General features: G+C 63.8%; 16 protein-coding genes. 13 read left to right on the top strand and 3 right to left on the bottom strand.

The annotated features are described in order from the left end of the window. Positions 1–181: 181 nt before the first annotated feature. From yabN to H7B90_RS30235, 10 genes are all read left to right on the top strand, one after another. Positions 182–1,663 (top strand): bifunctional methyltransferase/pyrophosphohydrolase YabN, encoded by a 1,482-nt coding sequence (gene yabN, locus H7B90_RS30280; protein WP_185139639.1) that lies wholly within the window; start codon positions 182–184, stop codon positions 1,661–1,663. A 195-nt stretch (positions 1,664–1,858) separates the two neighbouring features. Continuing rightward, complete coding sequence (hbs, locus tag H7B90_RS30275) at positions 1,859–2,131, top strand: non-specific DNA-binding protein Hbs (protein WP_185139638.1); 273 nt, start codon at positions 1,859–1,861, stop codon at positions 2,129–2,131. Positions 2,132–2,134: 3 nt separating this feature from the next. Further along, positions 2,135–2,413, top strand: a complete 279-nt coding sequence (locus H7B90_RS30270) for an RNA-binding S4 domain-containing protein (RefSeq protein WP_185139637.1) — start codon at positions 2,135–2,137, stop codon at positions 2,411–2,413. Between the two features lie 97 nt (positions 2,414–2,510). Next, a complete protein-coding gene (locus tag H7B90_RS30265) occupies positions 2,511–3,200 on the top strand; it encodes a DNA alkylation repair protein (protein ID WP_185139636.1) in 690 nt (229 codons plus the stop codon). A 79-nt stretch (positions 3,201–3,279) separates the two neighbouring features. Next, entirely contained in the window at positions 3,280–3,561 is a 282-nt protein-coding gene (gene yabP, locus H7B90_RS30260; RefSeq protein ID WP_185139635.1) for a sporulation protein YabP, read from the top strand. Beyond that, positions 3,558–4,151: a spore cortex biosynthesis protein YabQ gene (gene yabQ, locus H7B90_RS30255; RefSeq protein ID WP_185139634.1), complete on the top strand. Its 594-nt coding sequence runs from the start codon at positions 3,558–3,560 to the stop codon at positions 4,149–4,151. The genes yabP and yabQ overlap by 4 nt, the downstream gene beginning before the upstream one ends. A 150-nt stretch (positions 4,152–4,301) precedes the next feature. Next, entirely contained in the window at positions 4,302–4,616 is a 315-nt protein-coding gene (locus H7B90_RS30250) for an FtsB family cell division protein (RefSeq protein WP_185139633.1), read from the top strand. Between the two features lie 137 nt (positions 4,617–4,753). After that, positions 4,754–5,191: a S1 domain-containing RNA-binding protein gene (locus H7B90_RS30245; RefSeq protein WP_185139632.1), complete on the top strand. Its 438-nt coding sequence runs from the start codon at positions 4,754–4,756 to the stop codon at positions 5,189–5,191. Between the two features lie 688 nt (positions 5,192–5,879). Next, on the top strand, positions 5,880–8,438 hold the full coding sequence (gene spoIIE / locus H7B90_RS30240) for a stage II sporulation protein E (protein WP_185139631.1): 2,559 nt from the start codon (positions 5,880–5,882) through the stop codon (positions 8,436–8,438). Between the two features lie 170 nt (positions 8,439–8,608). After that, on the top strand, positions 8,609–9,190 hold the full coding sequence (locus H7B90_RS30235; RefSeq protein ID WP_185139630.1) for a cupin domain-containing protein: 582 nt from the start codon (positions 8,609–8,611) through the stop codon (positions 9,188–9,190). Positions 9,191–9,351: 161 nt separating this feature from the next. On the opposite strand, the gene H7B90_RS30230 is transcribed toward H7B90_RS30235, so the two are convergent. After that, positions 9,352–10,362, bottom strand: coding sequence for a helix-turn-helix transcriptional regulator (locus tag H7B90_RS30230; protein ID WP_185139629.1), 1,011 nt, complete (start codon positions 10,360–10,362; stop codon positions 9,352–9,354). A gap of 147 nt (positions 10,363–10,509) precedes the next feature. Between H7B90_RS30230 and H7B90_RS30225 the strand changes: the two genes are divergently transcribed. Further along, the gene (locus H7B90_RS30225) at positions 10,510–11,385 is read left to right on the top strand and encodes an SDR family oxidoreductase (protein ID WP_185139628.1); all 876 of its coding nucleotides are present in this window, start codon (positions 10,510–10,512) and stop codon (positions 11,383–11,385) included. Here the strand turns inward: H7B90_RS30225 and H7B90_RS30220 are convergent. Beyond that, entirely contained in the window at positions 11,382–12,341 is a 960-nt protein-coding gene (locus H7B90_RS30220) for a sigma-70 family RNA polymerase sigma factor (RefSeq protein WP_185139627.1), read from the bottom strand. The two genes, H7B90_RS30225 and H7B90_RS30220, sit on opposite strands and share 4 nt — an antisense overlap. A gap of 39 nt (positions 12,342–12,380) precedes the next feature. Further along, positions 12,381–12,827, bottom strand: coding sequence for a carboxymuconolactone decarboxylase family protein (locus H7B90_RS30215; protein WP_185139626.1), 447 nt, complete (start codon positions 12,825–12,827; stop codon positions 12,381–12,383). 170 nt (positions 12,828–12,997) lie between these two features. On the opposite strand from H7B90_RS30215, the gene H7B90_RS30210 reads away from it, so the two are divergent. Together H7B90_RS30210 and H7B90_RS30205 are read left to right on the top strand one after the other, a co-directional pair. Next, positions 12,998–13,753, top strand: a complete 756-nt coding sequence (locus H7B90_RS30210; RefSeq protein ID WP_185139625.1) for a vWA domain-containing protein — start codon at positions 12,998–13,000, stop codon at positions 13,751–13,753. Next, the gene (locus tag H7B90_RS30205) at positions 13,737–14,660 is read left to right on the top strand and encodes a serine/threonine protein kinase (protein WP_311772840.1); all 924 of its coding nucleotides are present in this window, start codon (positions 13,737–13,739) and stop codon (positions 14,658–14,660) included. The genes H7B90_RS30210 and H7B90_RS30205 overlap by 17 nt, the downstream gene beginning before the upstream one ends. Positions 14,661–14,707: the final 47 nt, after the last annotated feature.

Here is a 14,707-nt window from a genome sequence, read left to right as displayed (position 1 = left end):
GCCGCTCTCGTCGCCCTCGGCGCCGTCGGGCCGCGCGAATGGCGCGCGCTGCCGGGCCTGAGCGGCCCCGGAGCGGACAAGTGGCTCTCCCGGCTGCAGCCGAAGTCGCTTCGCCAGAATCGGAATCCCGCGCCGTCCGAAGGGGCCGCGCTCAAGAACACTCCGGAAGGATGAATCGCATATGCCCAGCTCTATCACGATCGTCGGACTCGGGTCCGGCGGGGAAGACCAATTGACGCTCGGCATTCTGAAGAAGCTCGAGGCGGCGGAGCTCCGCTTCGTCCGGACGGCGGACCACCCCGCCGTCGCCGACCTGGCGCGCAGAGGCATCGTCTTCGAATCGTTCGACTCCCTCTACGAGAGCCTGGACGGCTTCGAGGAGGTGTACGAAGCGATCGCCGCGAAGCTGCTGGACGCCGCAAGCGGCTCGGGCGGCCAAGCGATCGTCTACGCCGTTCCCGGCCACCCGATGGTCGCCGAGCGGACCGTTCAGCTGCTGCGGAAGCAAGCTCCCGGGCGCGGCATCGCCCTCGACATGCTCGGCGGGGAGAGCTTCCTCGACCAGGCGTTCCTGCGGCTCGGCTTCGACCCGATCGAGGGGTTCCAGCTCCTCGACGCGTCCGAGCTGACCCGCGAGACGCTCCGCCCGCGCCTGCACACCGTCATCGGGCAGGTGTACGACGCCTTCACCGCTTCCGACGTGAAGCTCGCGCTCATGAACGTCTACCCGGACGACCATCCGGTCGTCGTCGGCCAAGCGCTCGGCGTGCCCGGCGAGGAGCGGATCGAGACCGTTCCGCTGCACGAGCTGGATCGCTTGGGCTCGTACGGCAACCTGACGCTCGTCTACGTGCCCGCGAGCGACGACGACCGGCTGCGCCGCCGCTCCTTCGAGCGGCTGCACGAGATCGTCGGCATCCTCCGCAGCCCGGAGGGCTGTCCGTGGGATCGCGCCCAGACGCACGCCTCGATCCGCAAGAACTTCATCGAGGAGACGTACGAAGCGATCGAAGCGCTCGACAACGACGATCCGGACGGCATGAAGGAGGAATTCGGCGACGTCCTGCTGCAGGTGCTCCTTCACAGCCAGATGGAAGAGGAGGAAGGAACGTTCGACGTGTTCGACGTTCTCGCCGAGTTGAACGACAAGCTTATTTTCCGCCATCCCCACGTGTTCGGAGGAGCGAACGCGCAGGACGCCGAGGAGGCGCTGCGCAACTGGGAAGCGATGAAGGCCGAGGAGAAGCGGCGCAAGGGCGTCGCCGAGCGCAAGTCGCTGCTGGACGGCATCCCGAAGGACTTGCCCGCCCTGCCCCGGGCCTACAAGGTGCAGAGGAAGGCTTCGTCGGTCGGCTTCGACTGGCCGGATCTGAACGGCGTATTCGACAAGATCGAGGAGGAGCTCGCCGAGCTGAAGGAAGCGGTCCGGAGCGAATCTCTCGAACGGCAGAAGGAAGAGCTGGGAGACTTGCTGTTCGCCGTCGTGAACGCCGCGAGATTCGTCAAGGCCGATCCGGAAGAGGCTCTGGCGGGCACGAACCGCAAATTCGTCTCTCGTTTTCAATATATCGAAGAGCAATTACGTATAAACGGGCGCACGTTTGACGAGACTGATTTAACAGAGATGGAAGATTGGTGGAAGGAGGCGAAGGCTCCCAAGTGACGTTCGGGGGGGCGAAAAACCCCAGGAACCCTACTTTTTCATCATTTTTCGAGAAATTTTTTGCGAACGAGGCAGGATTTTTTTAGCAGGGAACAGAATAGTATTCTTCGTGCAGTAACCAAACCCGATTTCCATGCGTCATAAGGCGTTGGAAGACCACAATGTAAATCAAAAATCTAGGAGGAATTTTTAATTATGAACAAGACGGACCTGATCAACAACATCGCCGAGAAGAGCGGCCTGACGAAGAAGGACGTGGAATCCGTACTGAACGGCTTCCTGGGCGAAGTATCCGACGCTCTCGCCAAGGGCGACAAAGTCCAACTGATCGGCTTCGGCACGTTCGAGACCCGCGCTCGTTCCGGCCGCGTGGGCCGCAACCCGCAAACGGGCAAGACGATCGAGATCGCCGCTTCCAAGGTTCCGGCGTTCAAGGCCGGCAACAAGCTGAAGGAAGCCGTTAAGTAATTCATGCGCCTTGACAAATACCTGAAGGTGTCGCGCCTTATCAAGCGCCGCACCGTGGCGAAGGACGTGTCCGATCAAGGGCGCGTCCTTCTGAACGGTAGGGAAGCGAAGCCGGGCAGCGTCGTCGCCGTCGGCGACGTTCTCGAGATCCAATTCGGGCAGCGCATCCTGACCGTGAAGATCGAGAAGACGGCCGAGTCCGCCCGGAAGGAAGACGCGGAAGGCATGTACACCGTCCTGAAGGAAGAGACTCGCAAGAGCGAAGATACGCCTTTCCTGTAGAACCCGCCATCGTGGCGGGTTTTCGTCGTTCTCGCGGGTTCGGGCGGTCGGCGCGGTCGAATTCTGTCGAACGTATGAGAAAGGGGAGGAAGACAGGATGAGCGGCGCGACGAACGCCGGCGAGTACGTCGCCAAGCTGGAAGCATGGCTCCGCGCGCAGGCGAACCCGGAGGCGGCGGGCCCGATGGCCGCCTACATGAAGGGGAAGTTCCCGTTCCTCGGACTCCGGTCGCCGGAGCGGGTGGAGCTCACCCGGCGATTCCTCGCCGGGAACGGCTTCCCGGCCGACGCGGAGGACGCGGCGGCCCGGCTGTGGGAACTCCCCGAACGGGAGTTCCAGTATACCGCGCTTTTCCTATTGGACAAGGATAGGAAGAGAGCCCCGCGAACGAGGATCGCGCTCTACGAACGGCTGATCCTGGAGAAGTCCTGGTGGGACACGGCGGACCTGCTGGCCGCCAAGCTGGCCGGCTCGCTGCTCGCGCGCTTCCCGGACCTGATCCCGGAACGGGCGGAGGCGTGGATCGCGTCGGACAACCTCTGGCTGAGGCGCACGGCGATTCTGTTCCAGCTCGGCTACAAGGGCAAGACCGATACGGAGCTGTTGTTCGAGGCGATCCGCAGGAACGCGGACGATCCCGACTTCTTCATCCGCAAGGCGATCGGCTGGGCGCTTCGCGAGTACGCCAAGACCGATCCCCGGGCCGTGGCCGCCTTCGCGGAATCGAACCGGCTGTCTCCTCTCAGCGCGCGGGAAGCGCTGAAGCGTATCGGCAAGCCCGGGTAGACCGCATCCCCGTCAGGCTGCTTGTTCTAATTCGCCGCTCCCTCCCATAAGCTAGTCTCAAAAGAGGGAGGGACGCGCCATGGACCAGGGGAAGAGCGCCAAGCGGCAGGAGATCCGCATGCTCAACCGCAGGGTGATGGATATCTCCGGCGTCAGCAACGTGGAGAGCTTCGACAACGAAGAATTCCTGCTGGAGACCGAATTCGGATTCCTCACCGTGCGCGGGCAGAATCTGCATATGAAAAATCTGAGCTTGGAGCAAGGGATGGTCACCATCGAAGGCCTGATCCATTCCCTTGCGTACTTGGACGGGAACGCCGCCCCCAAGTCGAAAGGCTTGTTCGGGAAGCTGTTCAAGTGAACGCGAGCGTTCATTTCGCCACCATCGGGGCCATGATTCTGTGCGGACTGGGCATGGGGACGGCGTTCGACGTCTACCGGGTCGCCTGCAGCCGATTCTCCGTCCGCCGCTGGATGCTTCCGGGATTCGACGTCGTCTATTGGGCGGCCGCGACGCTCGTCGTCTTCCGGGTGCTGCTGGCCCGCAACGAAGGGGAAGTCCGGCTCTACGTCTTCCTCGGGATCGCGATCGGGATCACGGGCTACTTCGGCCTGCTCAGCCCGACGGTCATTAAGCTTGTGGGCGCGCTGTTCCGGGCGGTCCGGAGCGTGCTGCTCTTCGTCTGGCGGGCGATTCGCGTCGTCCTGATCGTCCCGGTTCTATGGATCGTCCGGACGCTGGCGCGGCTGATCGACATCGTCTTCGTCGTGACGGCCGCCTTGCTCCTGTGGATCGGGCGTCCCCTGTTTAAACCGGTGGCCAAGCTGGGTAAATGGATATGGCGGCTTCTGCTCCCGGTGAGGGAGAGAGCGAGGCCGATCGCCGAATTCTTCCGTTCCGCGAGGGCCAAGTGGCGCGCGATTCTGGAATTGCTGAAGCGCAAGGACTAGAATCGACACGATTCTCCCGCATTATGCGACGGAAGAAGGATATTGCGAGGTGTCCATGATATGCTATAATTATCGCGTTTAGCCCTATCAATTTTTTGGCAAATGGGCGGTTTCGCGTTGGGCGCGGACAAGGGAGGGGGAGCTTCGGACGTGGCATCGGGATCTTCTACGGCATCGACGCCGGCATCCGTCGGCATGCGCAGGCGGCTGAAGCTGCTTCTGATCGTGGTCATTCTCTTCATGAGCTGGGCCGCGTACACCTTGCTCTCGCAATTCAACCAATCGTCCCATCGCTCCGAGCAGCTTCGCGAGGTGAAGGCCAAGCTCACCGACATCCAGATGAAGAACTCGGCGCTGAAGCAGGAGATCGAGAGATTGAACGACGACGAATACATTGGCCAGATCGCCCGCAAGGAACAAGGCATGGGCCTTCCCGGGGAGAAGCCGATCGAGGTGGATAAATAAGGCTGAGGAGCCTGCAACTCGCGAGGCGACAGGGATGAACGTCTGTTGACCTTGCTTTTTAGTATCGGTTATAATCGGCATAGCCGGAATTATACACTGCTCGGCACACTTATGTTCAGGGAGGAACATCGCTTTTTATGGCCATTGAAGTGGGCACCAAATTGGAGGGCAAAGTCACTGGCATCACGCATTTCGGGGCATTCGTGGACTTGTCCGGGGGCGTAACGGGCCTCGTGCACATCTCCGAGATCGCGGACAGCTATGTCAAGGACGTTCATGAGCATCTCAAGATCAATGACGTCGTTACCGTCAAAGTAATCAACGTAGACAAGGACGGTAAGATCGGGCTGTCGATTCGGCAAGCGGTGGACAAACCTCCGGAACAGCAGCAGCAATACCCGCCCCGTGGGCCTCGCGGAGACCGCGGCGGACGTCCCTTCAAGCCGGGTGGCCCGAACCGAGCTACGTTCGAGGACAAGGTATCGCGATTCCTCAGAGACAGCGAAGAACGCATGTCCAACCTGAAGAAGAACACCGAATCCAAGCGCGGAGGCCGCGGCGGACGCCGTTCGTAAGCCTGGCTCGCGACATCTAATCACAACCGATCCGGACCCCTCTTGGGTCCGGTTTTTTGCGTTCTCCGGAAGGCGTCCGCTCTTCAGCCGGTCCCCCCCCCAAGCTAATCTAACGACAACCTTTCCACCGCCGCCGCCGCTGCATCTCAATCTCCTATCCGCCCGCGAAGTTCCTGCCCTATCTCGAATACCGCGCAAAAGCGACTCAACCGCTAAGGTAGAATAGCGGGAATCCGGCGCATAGCGTAAAAGCGACTCAGCCATTCAGGTAGATTAGCGGAAATGTGGCACCGGGCAAAGAAGCGTTCCAGCGATTGAGATCCATTGGCGGGAATGCAGCGCCAAGGGGAGAAATATTTTTTTCGCAAGCGCGGCGGGGATTACCGGATAATTCGCGTTCATCCGGCACAGGCGCTCGCGAAGCCCTTCGCCTCCGCACGGGATATGCCGTCGGATGAGGGCGTTTTCCGCACGGGATCGGTCTCCCGGGAGGCGGTCCGGACACCCGGGAACGGCCGTCTTCCCCTTGCGGGGCGCGGGCTCGAGCCGAATCCCGAATAGCGTCGGCGGCCGGCCGCGTCCCCTGTCGGAAAAAACTTCGGACCCGCCAACGCCTTCTGACAAACTTTATGAAACCCCGCTCCTATAATAAGAGGCACGACTTTAAGGAAAATGAGGTGCGAGTAAAATGGTCAAGCCGTCCGTCGTTCCGTTCGTGCCGCGGCCGCAGCGGGAGCCGCAATCCGAGGAGAGAAAGAGAAGGCGCTGGTTCCGGCCCCGGGATCGGGAAGGTTCCCGGTCGGGAGGAAGCGCCAGGGCCGCATCCGGTTGGAGAGACAAGTGGACGGCGTGGAGCGAGATGGCGCGCCAGAGGCAATGGCTTATCGGCATCCTCCTCGTCGGCTTCCTCCTCGGACGAGCCGTCATGCTGGAAGGACTGACGCCGTTCGCGGCCGCCTTCTACGCGGTCGTTCTCTATCTGAGGCGGGAGCACGCGTTCGGAGCGGCTCTGGCGCTTATCGCGGGCAGCTTCTGGTCGGTCGACCCGGTTCCCGCGGTTATCGCCGCCGAGATCGGAATTATCTATCTGCTCGTCCGAGGGTTGGAGACGTACGAGAGAGCGGACTTGTCCCAGGCTCCGGTCGTCGTATTCGCTTCGACGTTGCTTGTCCGCTTGTTCGATACCGTCATGACGGAACGCTCGGAGTGGCTGCCTTACGCCCTTACGCTGATCGAAGCGGGCTTGTCCGCCGTGCTGACTTTATTGTTCCTGCATGCGCTTCCGCTGCTGTCGCGGACCGCGAAGAAGGCGAAGCTTCGGCACGAGGAATGGATCGGCGCGATGATTCTGCTCGCCTCGGTCATGACCGGCGTCGTCGGGTGGGCCGTGCAGGGGGTCGAGGCCGAGCACGTCGTCTCCCGGTATATCGTCCTGATCTTCGCGCTCGCCGCGGGCCCGCTCATGGGGACGGCCGCGGGAGTGGTAGCGGGTATCGTCTTGAGCTTGTCGGACCTCGGCGCCGTGACGCAGATCGGACTGCTCGCCTTCGGAGGGCTCATGGGGGGGCTCATCCGGCAGGGCGGCAAGGCCGCGGCGGTGTTCGGCATGCTGCTCGGAACGTCCGTGCTGTCGCTCTACTCGGGCACCGCGGACGAGACGCTGGCCTCGGCGTGGGCATCGGTGGCCGCGTCCGTCCTGCTGTTCCTGACGCCGGGCTCGATCGTCCGGCATATTGCAAGATATGTTCCGGGGACGCCGGATTATGCCCACAACCAGCAAGATTACGCGAAGAAAGTTCGGGATCTGACGGCGGAGAGGGTGGAGAGGTTCTCCGAGGTGTTCCGCCAGCTGTCGCGCAGCTTCCGGCAGATCACGTACGAAGGGGAGACGGCGCGGCAGACGCAGGACTTCGATCATTTCGTCAACGCGGTCCACGACAACAACTGCGCGAATTGCCACCGGTACGCGCAGTGCTGGGACGGACAGTTCTTCCAGACGTACAAGCTGCTCACCGACATGATGAGCGCGGTGGAGGCCGAGCCGGACATGACTCCTTCGAAAATCCCCAAAGCCTGGAACCGGCACTGCGTGAAGACGCCGCAGGTGCTCGACGTGCTCAAGCGGCAGTACGACCTGTATCGCCACGACCTTCACTGGCGCCGCCAGCTGCAGGACAGCCGCCTGCTGGTCGCCGACCAGCTGAACGGAGTCTCGCAGGTGATGGACGATCTGGTGAAGGAGATCCGAAGGGAGGCCAAGGAGCTTCACCACCACGAGGAGCAGATTCGGCACGAGCTGGACCGCCTCGGGTTGGCCATTCAGAGCATCGATATTATCAGCCTGGAGGAGGGGCATATCGAGATCGAGATCGTGCACGCGTTCCGGCCGGGATTCGACGAATGCCGGAAGATCATCGCTCCGCTGCTGAGCGATATTCTAAGCGAGAGCGTCACGGTGACGGGGGAGAAGCCGGTCGCGCCGGGCAGCCCGTGGACGACGGCGACGTTCGCGTCCGCGAAGGCGTTCGAGGTGGAGACCGGCGTCGCGGGAGCCGCGAAGGGCGGCGATTGGCTGTCGGGAGACAGCTTCAGCATGGTGGAGCTCGGCAGCGGCAAGTTCGCCGTCTCGCTCAGCGACGGCATGGGCAACGGGGCGAGAGCGCGCATGGAGAGCAGCGCCGCCTTGTCGATGCTCGAGCAGCTGCTGCAGTCGGGCATTAACGAGAAGCTGGCGGTGAAGTCGGTCAATTCGGTGCTGCTGCTCCGGTCGCCGGAGGAGATGTTCGCCACCGTCGATCTCGCGCTCGTCGACCTGCATACCGGGCAGGCGACGATGCTGAAGATCGGATCGACGCCGAGCTTCATCAAGAGAGGGAGGGACGTCATTCCGGTATCCGCGGGCAACCTGCCGATCGGCATCGTGCAGGACATCGAGATCGACGTGCTGCAGGTCGACCTGCAGCCCGGCGACACGCTCGTCATGATGACCGACGGCATTCTGGACGCGCCGGACCATGCCGTGAACAAGGAGCTCTGGGTCCGACGGGTGCTCCAGGAGATTACGAGCGACGATCCGCAGGAGATCGCCGACAGCCTGCTCGACATGGCGCTTCGCCAATACCCGGGAGGCGGCATCCGCGACGACATGACGGTCATCGCCACCCGCATCACGCGCCACCAGCCGGAATGGTCTTCCTTCCGGTGGCCCGGCATCCATCGCTACGAGCGCCCGAGGACGGTGAGCTGAAGGGGGCGTCGAAGACGAGGCGAGGGCAGGCGAGGGAGCGTCGGCGGTTCGGGCGCCAGAAGGCGCGGCGAGAGAAGGTTGACTCCGCCGGGGGGGGGAAGAATGGACAAGGTTGAAAATTCCCGCGGGCGGTTAATGGAATAGAAAGATGGTCATAGGGAGGGATTCTCATGAACGTTAGGGAGGTTCAATTGATGATGTTCCGGGAAGACGAAGCGGTTCCGAACAATCCGGTGCTGCCGGCCATCTTGTACATGGGCGCGTTCAAGGACGGCCCCGAGAGGATCGAGGCGGCGTTCAACCGCCACAATTGGCGCAACAGCTGGACGGGAGGCGTGTACGACTTCCACCACTTCCACTCCAACGCCCACGAGGCGCTCGGCGTCGTCCGGGGGTCGGCCACGCTGCAGCTCGGAGGCGAGAGCGGGCAGGAGCTGGAGCTTCGCGCGGGAGACGTGCTGGTGCTGCCCGCCGGGACCGGGCACAAGCGAATCGCCTCGAGCGCCGACTTCGCGGTCGTCGGGGCGTACCCGGACGGCATGTCATGGAACCTGTGGACCGTCGAGATGGGAGAGAGGAACCGGGCGCTGTCCGAGATCCGCCGCGTTCCGCTTCCGGACACCGATCCCGTTCACGGGGACGACGGACCTCTCCTCGACCATTGGCGCACCGCCCACTCGAGCCGCGACGGACCGGAGGAGGGTGAACGGCTCAACCCCGCGGGCCTAAGAGCCCAAGAACATTTTATATAGATGATAAAAAAACGTGATGGAGACACGGAAGTCTCGTTCATGGTAGCAACCGGAATCGCGGGGCTTCCGGAACGAATAGCGTCTTCTCGATTCGTTAGCCGCCCCCTAAAAACAGGTCGGGACCGCCCATTCGCGGTCCCGATCTCGCGTTCTCCGTCGCCCTATTCCTCGCGGCTCTCTCCGGTCGCAGGGCCGCCGCCGTACGCGGCCAGAACGTCCTCGGCCGCCCGGCGCACGGCCTGGCGCAGCTCCTCCGGCGAGAGCGCCGCGGCCGAAGCTCCGAGGACGAGCAGCAGGTCGCGGGCGGTCTCGAGAGTCTGGAAGTCGACCTCCGCCTCGATCCAACCGTCCTCCCGGCGGACCGTGGCGCCTACCGATGCGAATCGCTCCCTCTCGAGCCGCTCGAGCGCCTCCTCCCTCAGCCGCACCTTCGCGGGATACTTCGGCAGCCCCTCCTTGAAGCGGCGCGTCGACTGCTCCCACCATGCCGCCAGGTCGAAGTCCGGCGGCACCTCGAACCGCTCCTCCGTCAACTTCGCTTCGAGCACCCGGGACACCCGGTACGTGCGAAGCTCCCCGCCGCCTTCGCCGTTCTCCTCTCCCGCGAGGGCGACGAAATACCAGGTCTGCCGCTTCGCGACGAGCCCCCAAGGGGAGACGGTCTTCTCCGTCTCCCGGCCTTCGGCGTAGGCCGAAGCGTAGCGGAAGCGAAGCCGCCGCCCTTCCCAGACCGCCTGCTGAACGGTCTGGAGCCACGGCGCGGGCTCGCCCGTCCCGTGCCAGCCCGCGCCGTCAATGTGCAGGTGGCGCCGCACGAATTCGGCTTCGCCTCGCTTGTCCGACGGCAGCGCGGACAGCAGCTTCGCCATCGCGCTGCCCGTCTCGCCGTCCAGCGTCAGGTCCCGGACGACGCTGGACTCCTGCAGCAGCACCAGCGCCCGGATCTCGCCGGACGTCAGGCCGGTCAGCTTCGAGCGGTAGCCTTCCGGCAGCACCCAGCCGCCCTGGACGCCGCGCAGCGCATAGAGCGGGATGCCGCTCGCGCACAGGGCGTCCATGTCCCGGCGGATCGTCCGCTCGGACACCTCCAGCCGCTCGGCCAGTTCCCGCACCGTCGTTCTCCCCTGCGCTTGCAGGTGCAGCAAAATGGCCATCAACCGGTCCGCCCTCATCCGTAGCGCCCCTCCTTGATCCCGCGGTTCTTATCCGCCTATCCATAACCGCATTTTAGCATACAAATAGGACAGAAGATGACCAGATTGGTACGGTAACATAAAGATCGTTCGAGAATTCGATAATCGATTGGAGGAGACGGAGAGATGAAGGTATTGCAGGGACAAGTGGCCGTCGTGGCCGGAGCGACGAGAGGATTGGGACGGGCGATCGCGGTCGCGCTCGGGGAAGCGGGAGCGACGGTATACTGCACGGGCCGAAGCGTGAGAGGGGAACCGTCCGACATCGGACGACGGGAGACGATCGAAGAGACGGCCGAGCTCGCGACGGCCAAGGGAGGCCGCGGCATCGCGGTTCGCGTCGACCATACGGAGGAGGAGCAGGTGCAGGGCCTGTTCCGGCGAGTGTCGGAGGAGCAGGACGGACGCCTCGACATTCTCGTCAACGACGTCTGGGGAGGGGAGAGCCTGACCGAGTGGGGCAAGCCCTTCTGGGAGCTGGATATCGCCAAAGGGCTGCTCATGCAGAAGCGGGCCGTTCATACGCATCTGATCACGAGCCGTTACGCCGCGCCGCTGATGGTCGCGCGCAAGCAAGGGCTGATCGTGGAGGTCACCGACGGGTGGGATTACCGGTACCGCGGCAACCTCCCCTACAGCCTGGCCAAGACGTCGGTCATCCATCTGGCCCAAGGGATGGCCGCCGACCTGAAGCCGCTTGGAATCGAGGCGGTGGCCGTGTCCCCGGGCTTCCTGCGGTCGGAGGAGATGCTCGACCACTTCGGCGTGACCGAGGACAACTGGCGGGACGGCGCGAAGAAGGACCCGCACTTCCTTCAGTCGGAGACGCCGTACTTCCTCGCGCGGGGGCTCGTCGCCCTGACGGCCGATCCGGACCGGGCCGCCAAGACGGGCGGCGTCTTCACGTCCTGGGGCTTGTCGGACTTGTACGGCATCCGCGACGTGGACGGCTCGAGACCCCATTGGGGCAACTACGCGAAGGAGCAGGGCTTCTACGATTAAGTCCGATCCTTCACGACCTCCTCGCCGGCCAGACGAGGGCGAATCCGCGCGAGCTTATCCGGGTTGAAAATCGTAAACAGGTTCCGCAGCGGCTCGTCTTCGCCGCTCCAGTCGAAGGAGATGACCGCGTGCAGGCGGTCGCCCTGCCAGGCGGCGAGCCCGATTCCGCCGCCGAAGGCGACCTCCTCGAAGCGGGCTCCCTTCATCGAGCCCTTCGCCATGGCGGCGAGCAGGGCCAGACCCCGGTCGCGGCCGTAGATCGGGTTGATGGCCGCGCGAACCTTCCCTCCGCCGTCCGTCATCAGGACGGCGTCCGACGCGAGCAGGCGGACGAGCTCCTGCGTCCGCCCCTCGCGGAACGACTCCGCGAAGCGGCGCGCGAGGCTCCGCTGCTTCTCCAGACCCAGCGGCTCCCGGACGGGCGCGCCGTCTCCGAGCTTGCGCTTCGCCCGGCTGTAGATCTGGCGGCAGTTCGCCTCGCTCTTCCCGACGAGGCCGGCGATGGCCTCGTAGTCGTAGCCGAGCGTCTCCCGGAGCACGAACACCGCCCTCTCCAGCGGGCCCAGCTTCTCGAGCATGACCATGAACGCGTAAGAGACCGCTTCGCCGCGCTCGGCGGCCTCCTCGGGCAGATCGTCTTCGCTCCGGACGAGCGGCTCCGGAAGCCAGGGACCGACATACGTCTCTCGCTTCCGGGCCGAAGAATTCAGCAGGTTGAGGCAGCGGTTGACGGCCATCCGGGAGAGATAAGCCTTCTCGTGCCGGATCGGATCGTCCGCGCCTTCGGGTCTGGCGTCCGGAACGGACAGGAAGACGTCTTGAACGACGTCTTCCGCGTCCGCGGCCGATCCCAGCATCCGATAAGCGATCGCGAACACGGCGGAGCGGTACTTCCGGTACCGCTCTTCCCATTGTCCCGCCTTCTTCGTCTCTTCCTGTCCGCCCCCGTTGCCCATTCGATCTCTCCCCTTTATCCTCGCGTACCGCTATTCCGATTATTGCTGCAGGGCCGGCATCAGGCCCGTCGACACGCTGAGCCGGTTCCAGCTGTTGATCGCGTTGATGGCCATGATCAGATCCACGTATTCTCTCTCCCCGTAGTGGGCGCGGACCCGTTCGTACACGTCCTCCGGCACGCCGGCCTCCGGAAGCCGGGTGACGTATTCGGTCAGCTCCAGAGCGGCCTTCTCGGCTTCGCTGTAGCACGGCGACTCGCGCCAGACCGAGACGAGGGCGATCCTCTGGAAGGATTCCCCTTCCTTCAGCATATCCTTCGAGTGCATATCGACGCAATAGGCGCAGCCGTTGATGAGGGACGCCCGAAGCTTGATCAGATGATACAGCTTCGGGTCGATGCCCCGCGAGCGGGCGAATTCCTCGAACGCGAGCATGGCCTGGAACGCCTCGGGATTGACCGCGGCGTGATTCAATCTTCTTTTCATGACAGATCCCTCCGATAGGATGATTCAGATTCCGGCAACAGGTTACCGATATATAGACAAAGAAGTCCTCCCGTCTGTGACAAATCCGCGGGAGTCGCGCGCCACGGTTAATTCTTCCTTCTATTGGCGACAATGCTGATAGAGTCGAGAGAAGAAGGAGCGTGGAAGGAATGAACCAAATTCTGCTCATCACCGACGGCGGATCCAACGTGGGCGACAGCCCGGTCATCGCCGCCGCTCAGGCCTACGCCGACGGCATCGTCGTCAACGTGGCCGGGGTCGTCGACGAAGGCAGCATCGGCGAATACGGCGCGACGGAGATCGCGGAGATCGCCCGGGCGGGCGGCGGCATGAGCCGCATCGTCTCGTCTCGGCAGCTGTCGCAGACGGTGCAGATGATGACCCGGCAGACGGTCGTCGGCACGATCCAGCAGGCCGTCAACCAGGAGCTGCGCCACCTGCTGGGCGTCGATTCGGTCGCGGCGCTGCCGCCGTCCAAGCGGGCCGAAGTCGTGCAAGTGATGGAGGACCTCGGGGAGACCGCGACGCTTCGCGTGGCCCTGCTGATCGACGCCAGCGCGAGCATGAAGCCGAAGCTGTCCGCCGTCTCCGAGGCGATCCGCGACCTGGCGCTCAGCCTGCAGTCGAGGGCGGGAGACAGCGCCGTGGCGGTGTTCCACTTCCCGGGGGACTCCGACCGCGAGCCGTGCGTGATGGACGCTTCGTGGATGGATTCGACCGCGAGGATCGAGGCGCTGTTCGGGCGAATCCGCATGCGGGGCACGACACCGACGGGGCCGGCTCTCCTGAGGGTCGTCGAGTTTTTCCGGGAGACTTGTGGTAAGATCATGTCAGAACCTGTACAACCGTCTTCGCCGAACAGGCGGGACGATACCGACGGGGTGCGGAGTGATTACGTCGTCTGAGAAGCAGCAGCTGCCGCCGGGAACGATATTAAGCGGCAAGTGGAACGGAAGAAGCTACCGGGTGGAGAAGCTGCTCGGCATCGGCTCCAACGGGCAAGTGTATCTGGTCGGCAGCGGGCGCTCGACCTACGCGCTCAAGATCGGCAACGAGACGGCGGAACTGCAGGCGGAAGCCAACGTGCTCGCTTCGCTGGACCGGCGGGAGCGCGGGCGCCCGCCTTTTCTGCTGGACGTGGACGATGCCGCTGTCGGCGGCCGGGAAGCTTCCTTTTATGTGATGCAGTACGTGCCGGGCGTCCCGGTTCGCTCTTACTTGCGGCAGCACGGGGAGCAGTGGTTCGGGGTCATCGGCTACCGGCTGCTCAAGCGGCTCGCCGAGCTGCACGCGGCCGGTTGGGCGTTCGGCGACCTGAAGAACGACAACATCCTCGTCGGCAGCTACGGGCGCGTCGCCCTCGTCGACTTCGGGGGCATGACGGCGATGGGCCGGGGCGTGAGGCAGTTCACCGAGATTTACGACAGGGGTTATTGGGCGGCGGGAACCCGGACGGCCGACCCAGGCTATGACTGGTTCGCCTTCGCCGTCTTGTGGATTCACGTGCTGGACGGGAAGCGGCTCATGAACCTGACCCGGACGCTGCTGCCCCAGAACCGGCACCCGAGGGAGCTGCTCGCGCTCGTTCGGACGAACGCGGCGCTGAAGCCGATGGAGCCCTGGATCGAGAGAGCGCTCGAGGGCCGGTTCCGCGACACGGACGAAGCCCGCGAGCTGTGGCGCGCCCAGCTGCAAGCCGCCCAAGGCGTCAAGGGAGGCGAAGCGGCGAGGGTCCCCGGATGGATGAAGGGGCTGTTCGCCTTGTCCGCGCTTCTGTGCGCTTCGGCCGCGGCCTTCTGGCTGCTGAAGTAGCGTCGAAGCGGGCGGGGCCATAGATATAAGGGTAGAAAAGAAGGGGA

Source organism: Cohnella xylanilytica (assembly GCF_014212175.1).
In the GTDB taxonomy this organism is placed as follows: Bacteria; Bacillota; Bacilli; order Paenibacillales; family Paenibacillaceae; genus Cohnella; species Cohnella xylanilytica.
Note: the sequence above shows the minus strand (reverse complement) of the source record. Positions and strands in the feature narration are given on the sequence as shown.

Bases quoted from the DNA above. Each gene is read 5' to 3' on its own strand.
- yabN (WP_185139639.1), top strand. From the start codon at position 182: ATGCCCAGCTCTATCACGATCGTCGGACTCGGGTCCGGCGGGGAAGAC.
- hbs (WP_185139638.1), top strand. From the start codon at position 1,859: ATGAACAAGACGGACCTGATCAACAACATCGCCGAGAAGAGCGGCCTG.
- H7B90_RS30270 (WP_185139637.1), top strand. From the start codon at position 2,135: ATGCGCCTTGACAAATACCTGAAGGTGTCGCGCCTTATCAAGCGCCGC.
- H7B90_RS30265 (WP_185139636.1), top strand. From the start codon at position 2,511: ATGAGCGGCGCGACGAACGCCGGCGAGTACGTCGCCAAGCTGGAAGCA.
- yabP (WP_185139635.1), top strand. From the start codon at position 3,280: ATGGACCAGGGGAAGAGCGCCAAGCGGCAGGAGATCCGCATGCTCAAC.
- H7B90_RS30245 (WP_185139632.1), top strand. From the start codon at position 4,754: ATGGCCATTGAAGTGGGCACCAAATTGGAGGGCAAAGTCACTGGCATC.
- spoIIE (WP_185139631.1), top strand. From the start codon at position 5,880: ATGGTCAAGCCGTCCGTCGTTCCGTTCGTGCCGCGGCCGCAGCGGGAG.
- H7B90_RS30235 (WP_185139630.1), top strand. From the start codon at position 8,609: ATGAACGTTAGGGAGGTTCAATTGATGATGTTCCGGGAAGACGAAGCG.
- H7B90_RS30230 (WP_185139629.1), bottom strand. From the start codon at position 10,362: ATGAGGGCGGACCGGTTGATGGCCATTTTGCTGCACCTGCAAGCGCAG.
- H7B90_RS30225 (WP_185139628.1), top strand. From the start codon at position 10,510: ATGAAGGTATTGCAGGGACAAGTGGCCGTCGTGGCCGGAGCGACGAGA.
- H7B90_RS30220 (WP_185139627.1), bottom strand. From the start codon at position 12,341: ATGGGCAACGGGGGCGGACAGGAAGAGACGAAGAAGGCGGGACAATGG.
- H7B90_RS30215 (WP_185139626.1), bottom strand. From the start codon at position 12,827: ATGAAAAGAAGATTGAATCACGCCGCGGTCAATCCCGAGGCGTTCCAG.
- H7B90_RS30210 (WP_185139625.1), top strand. From the start codon at position 12,998: ATGAACCAAATTCTGCTCATCACCGACGGCGGATCCAACGTGGGCGAC.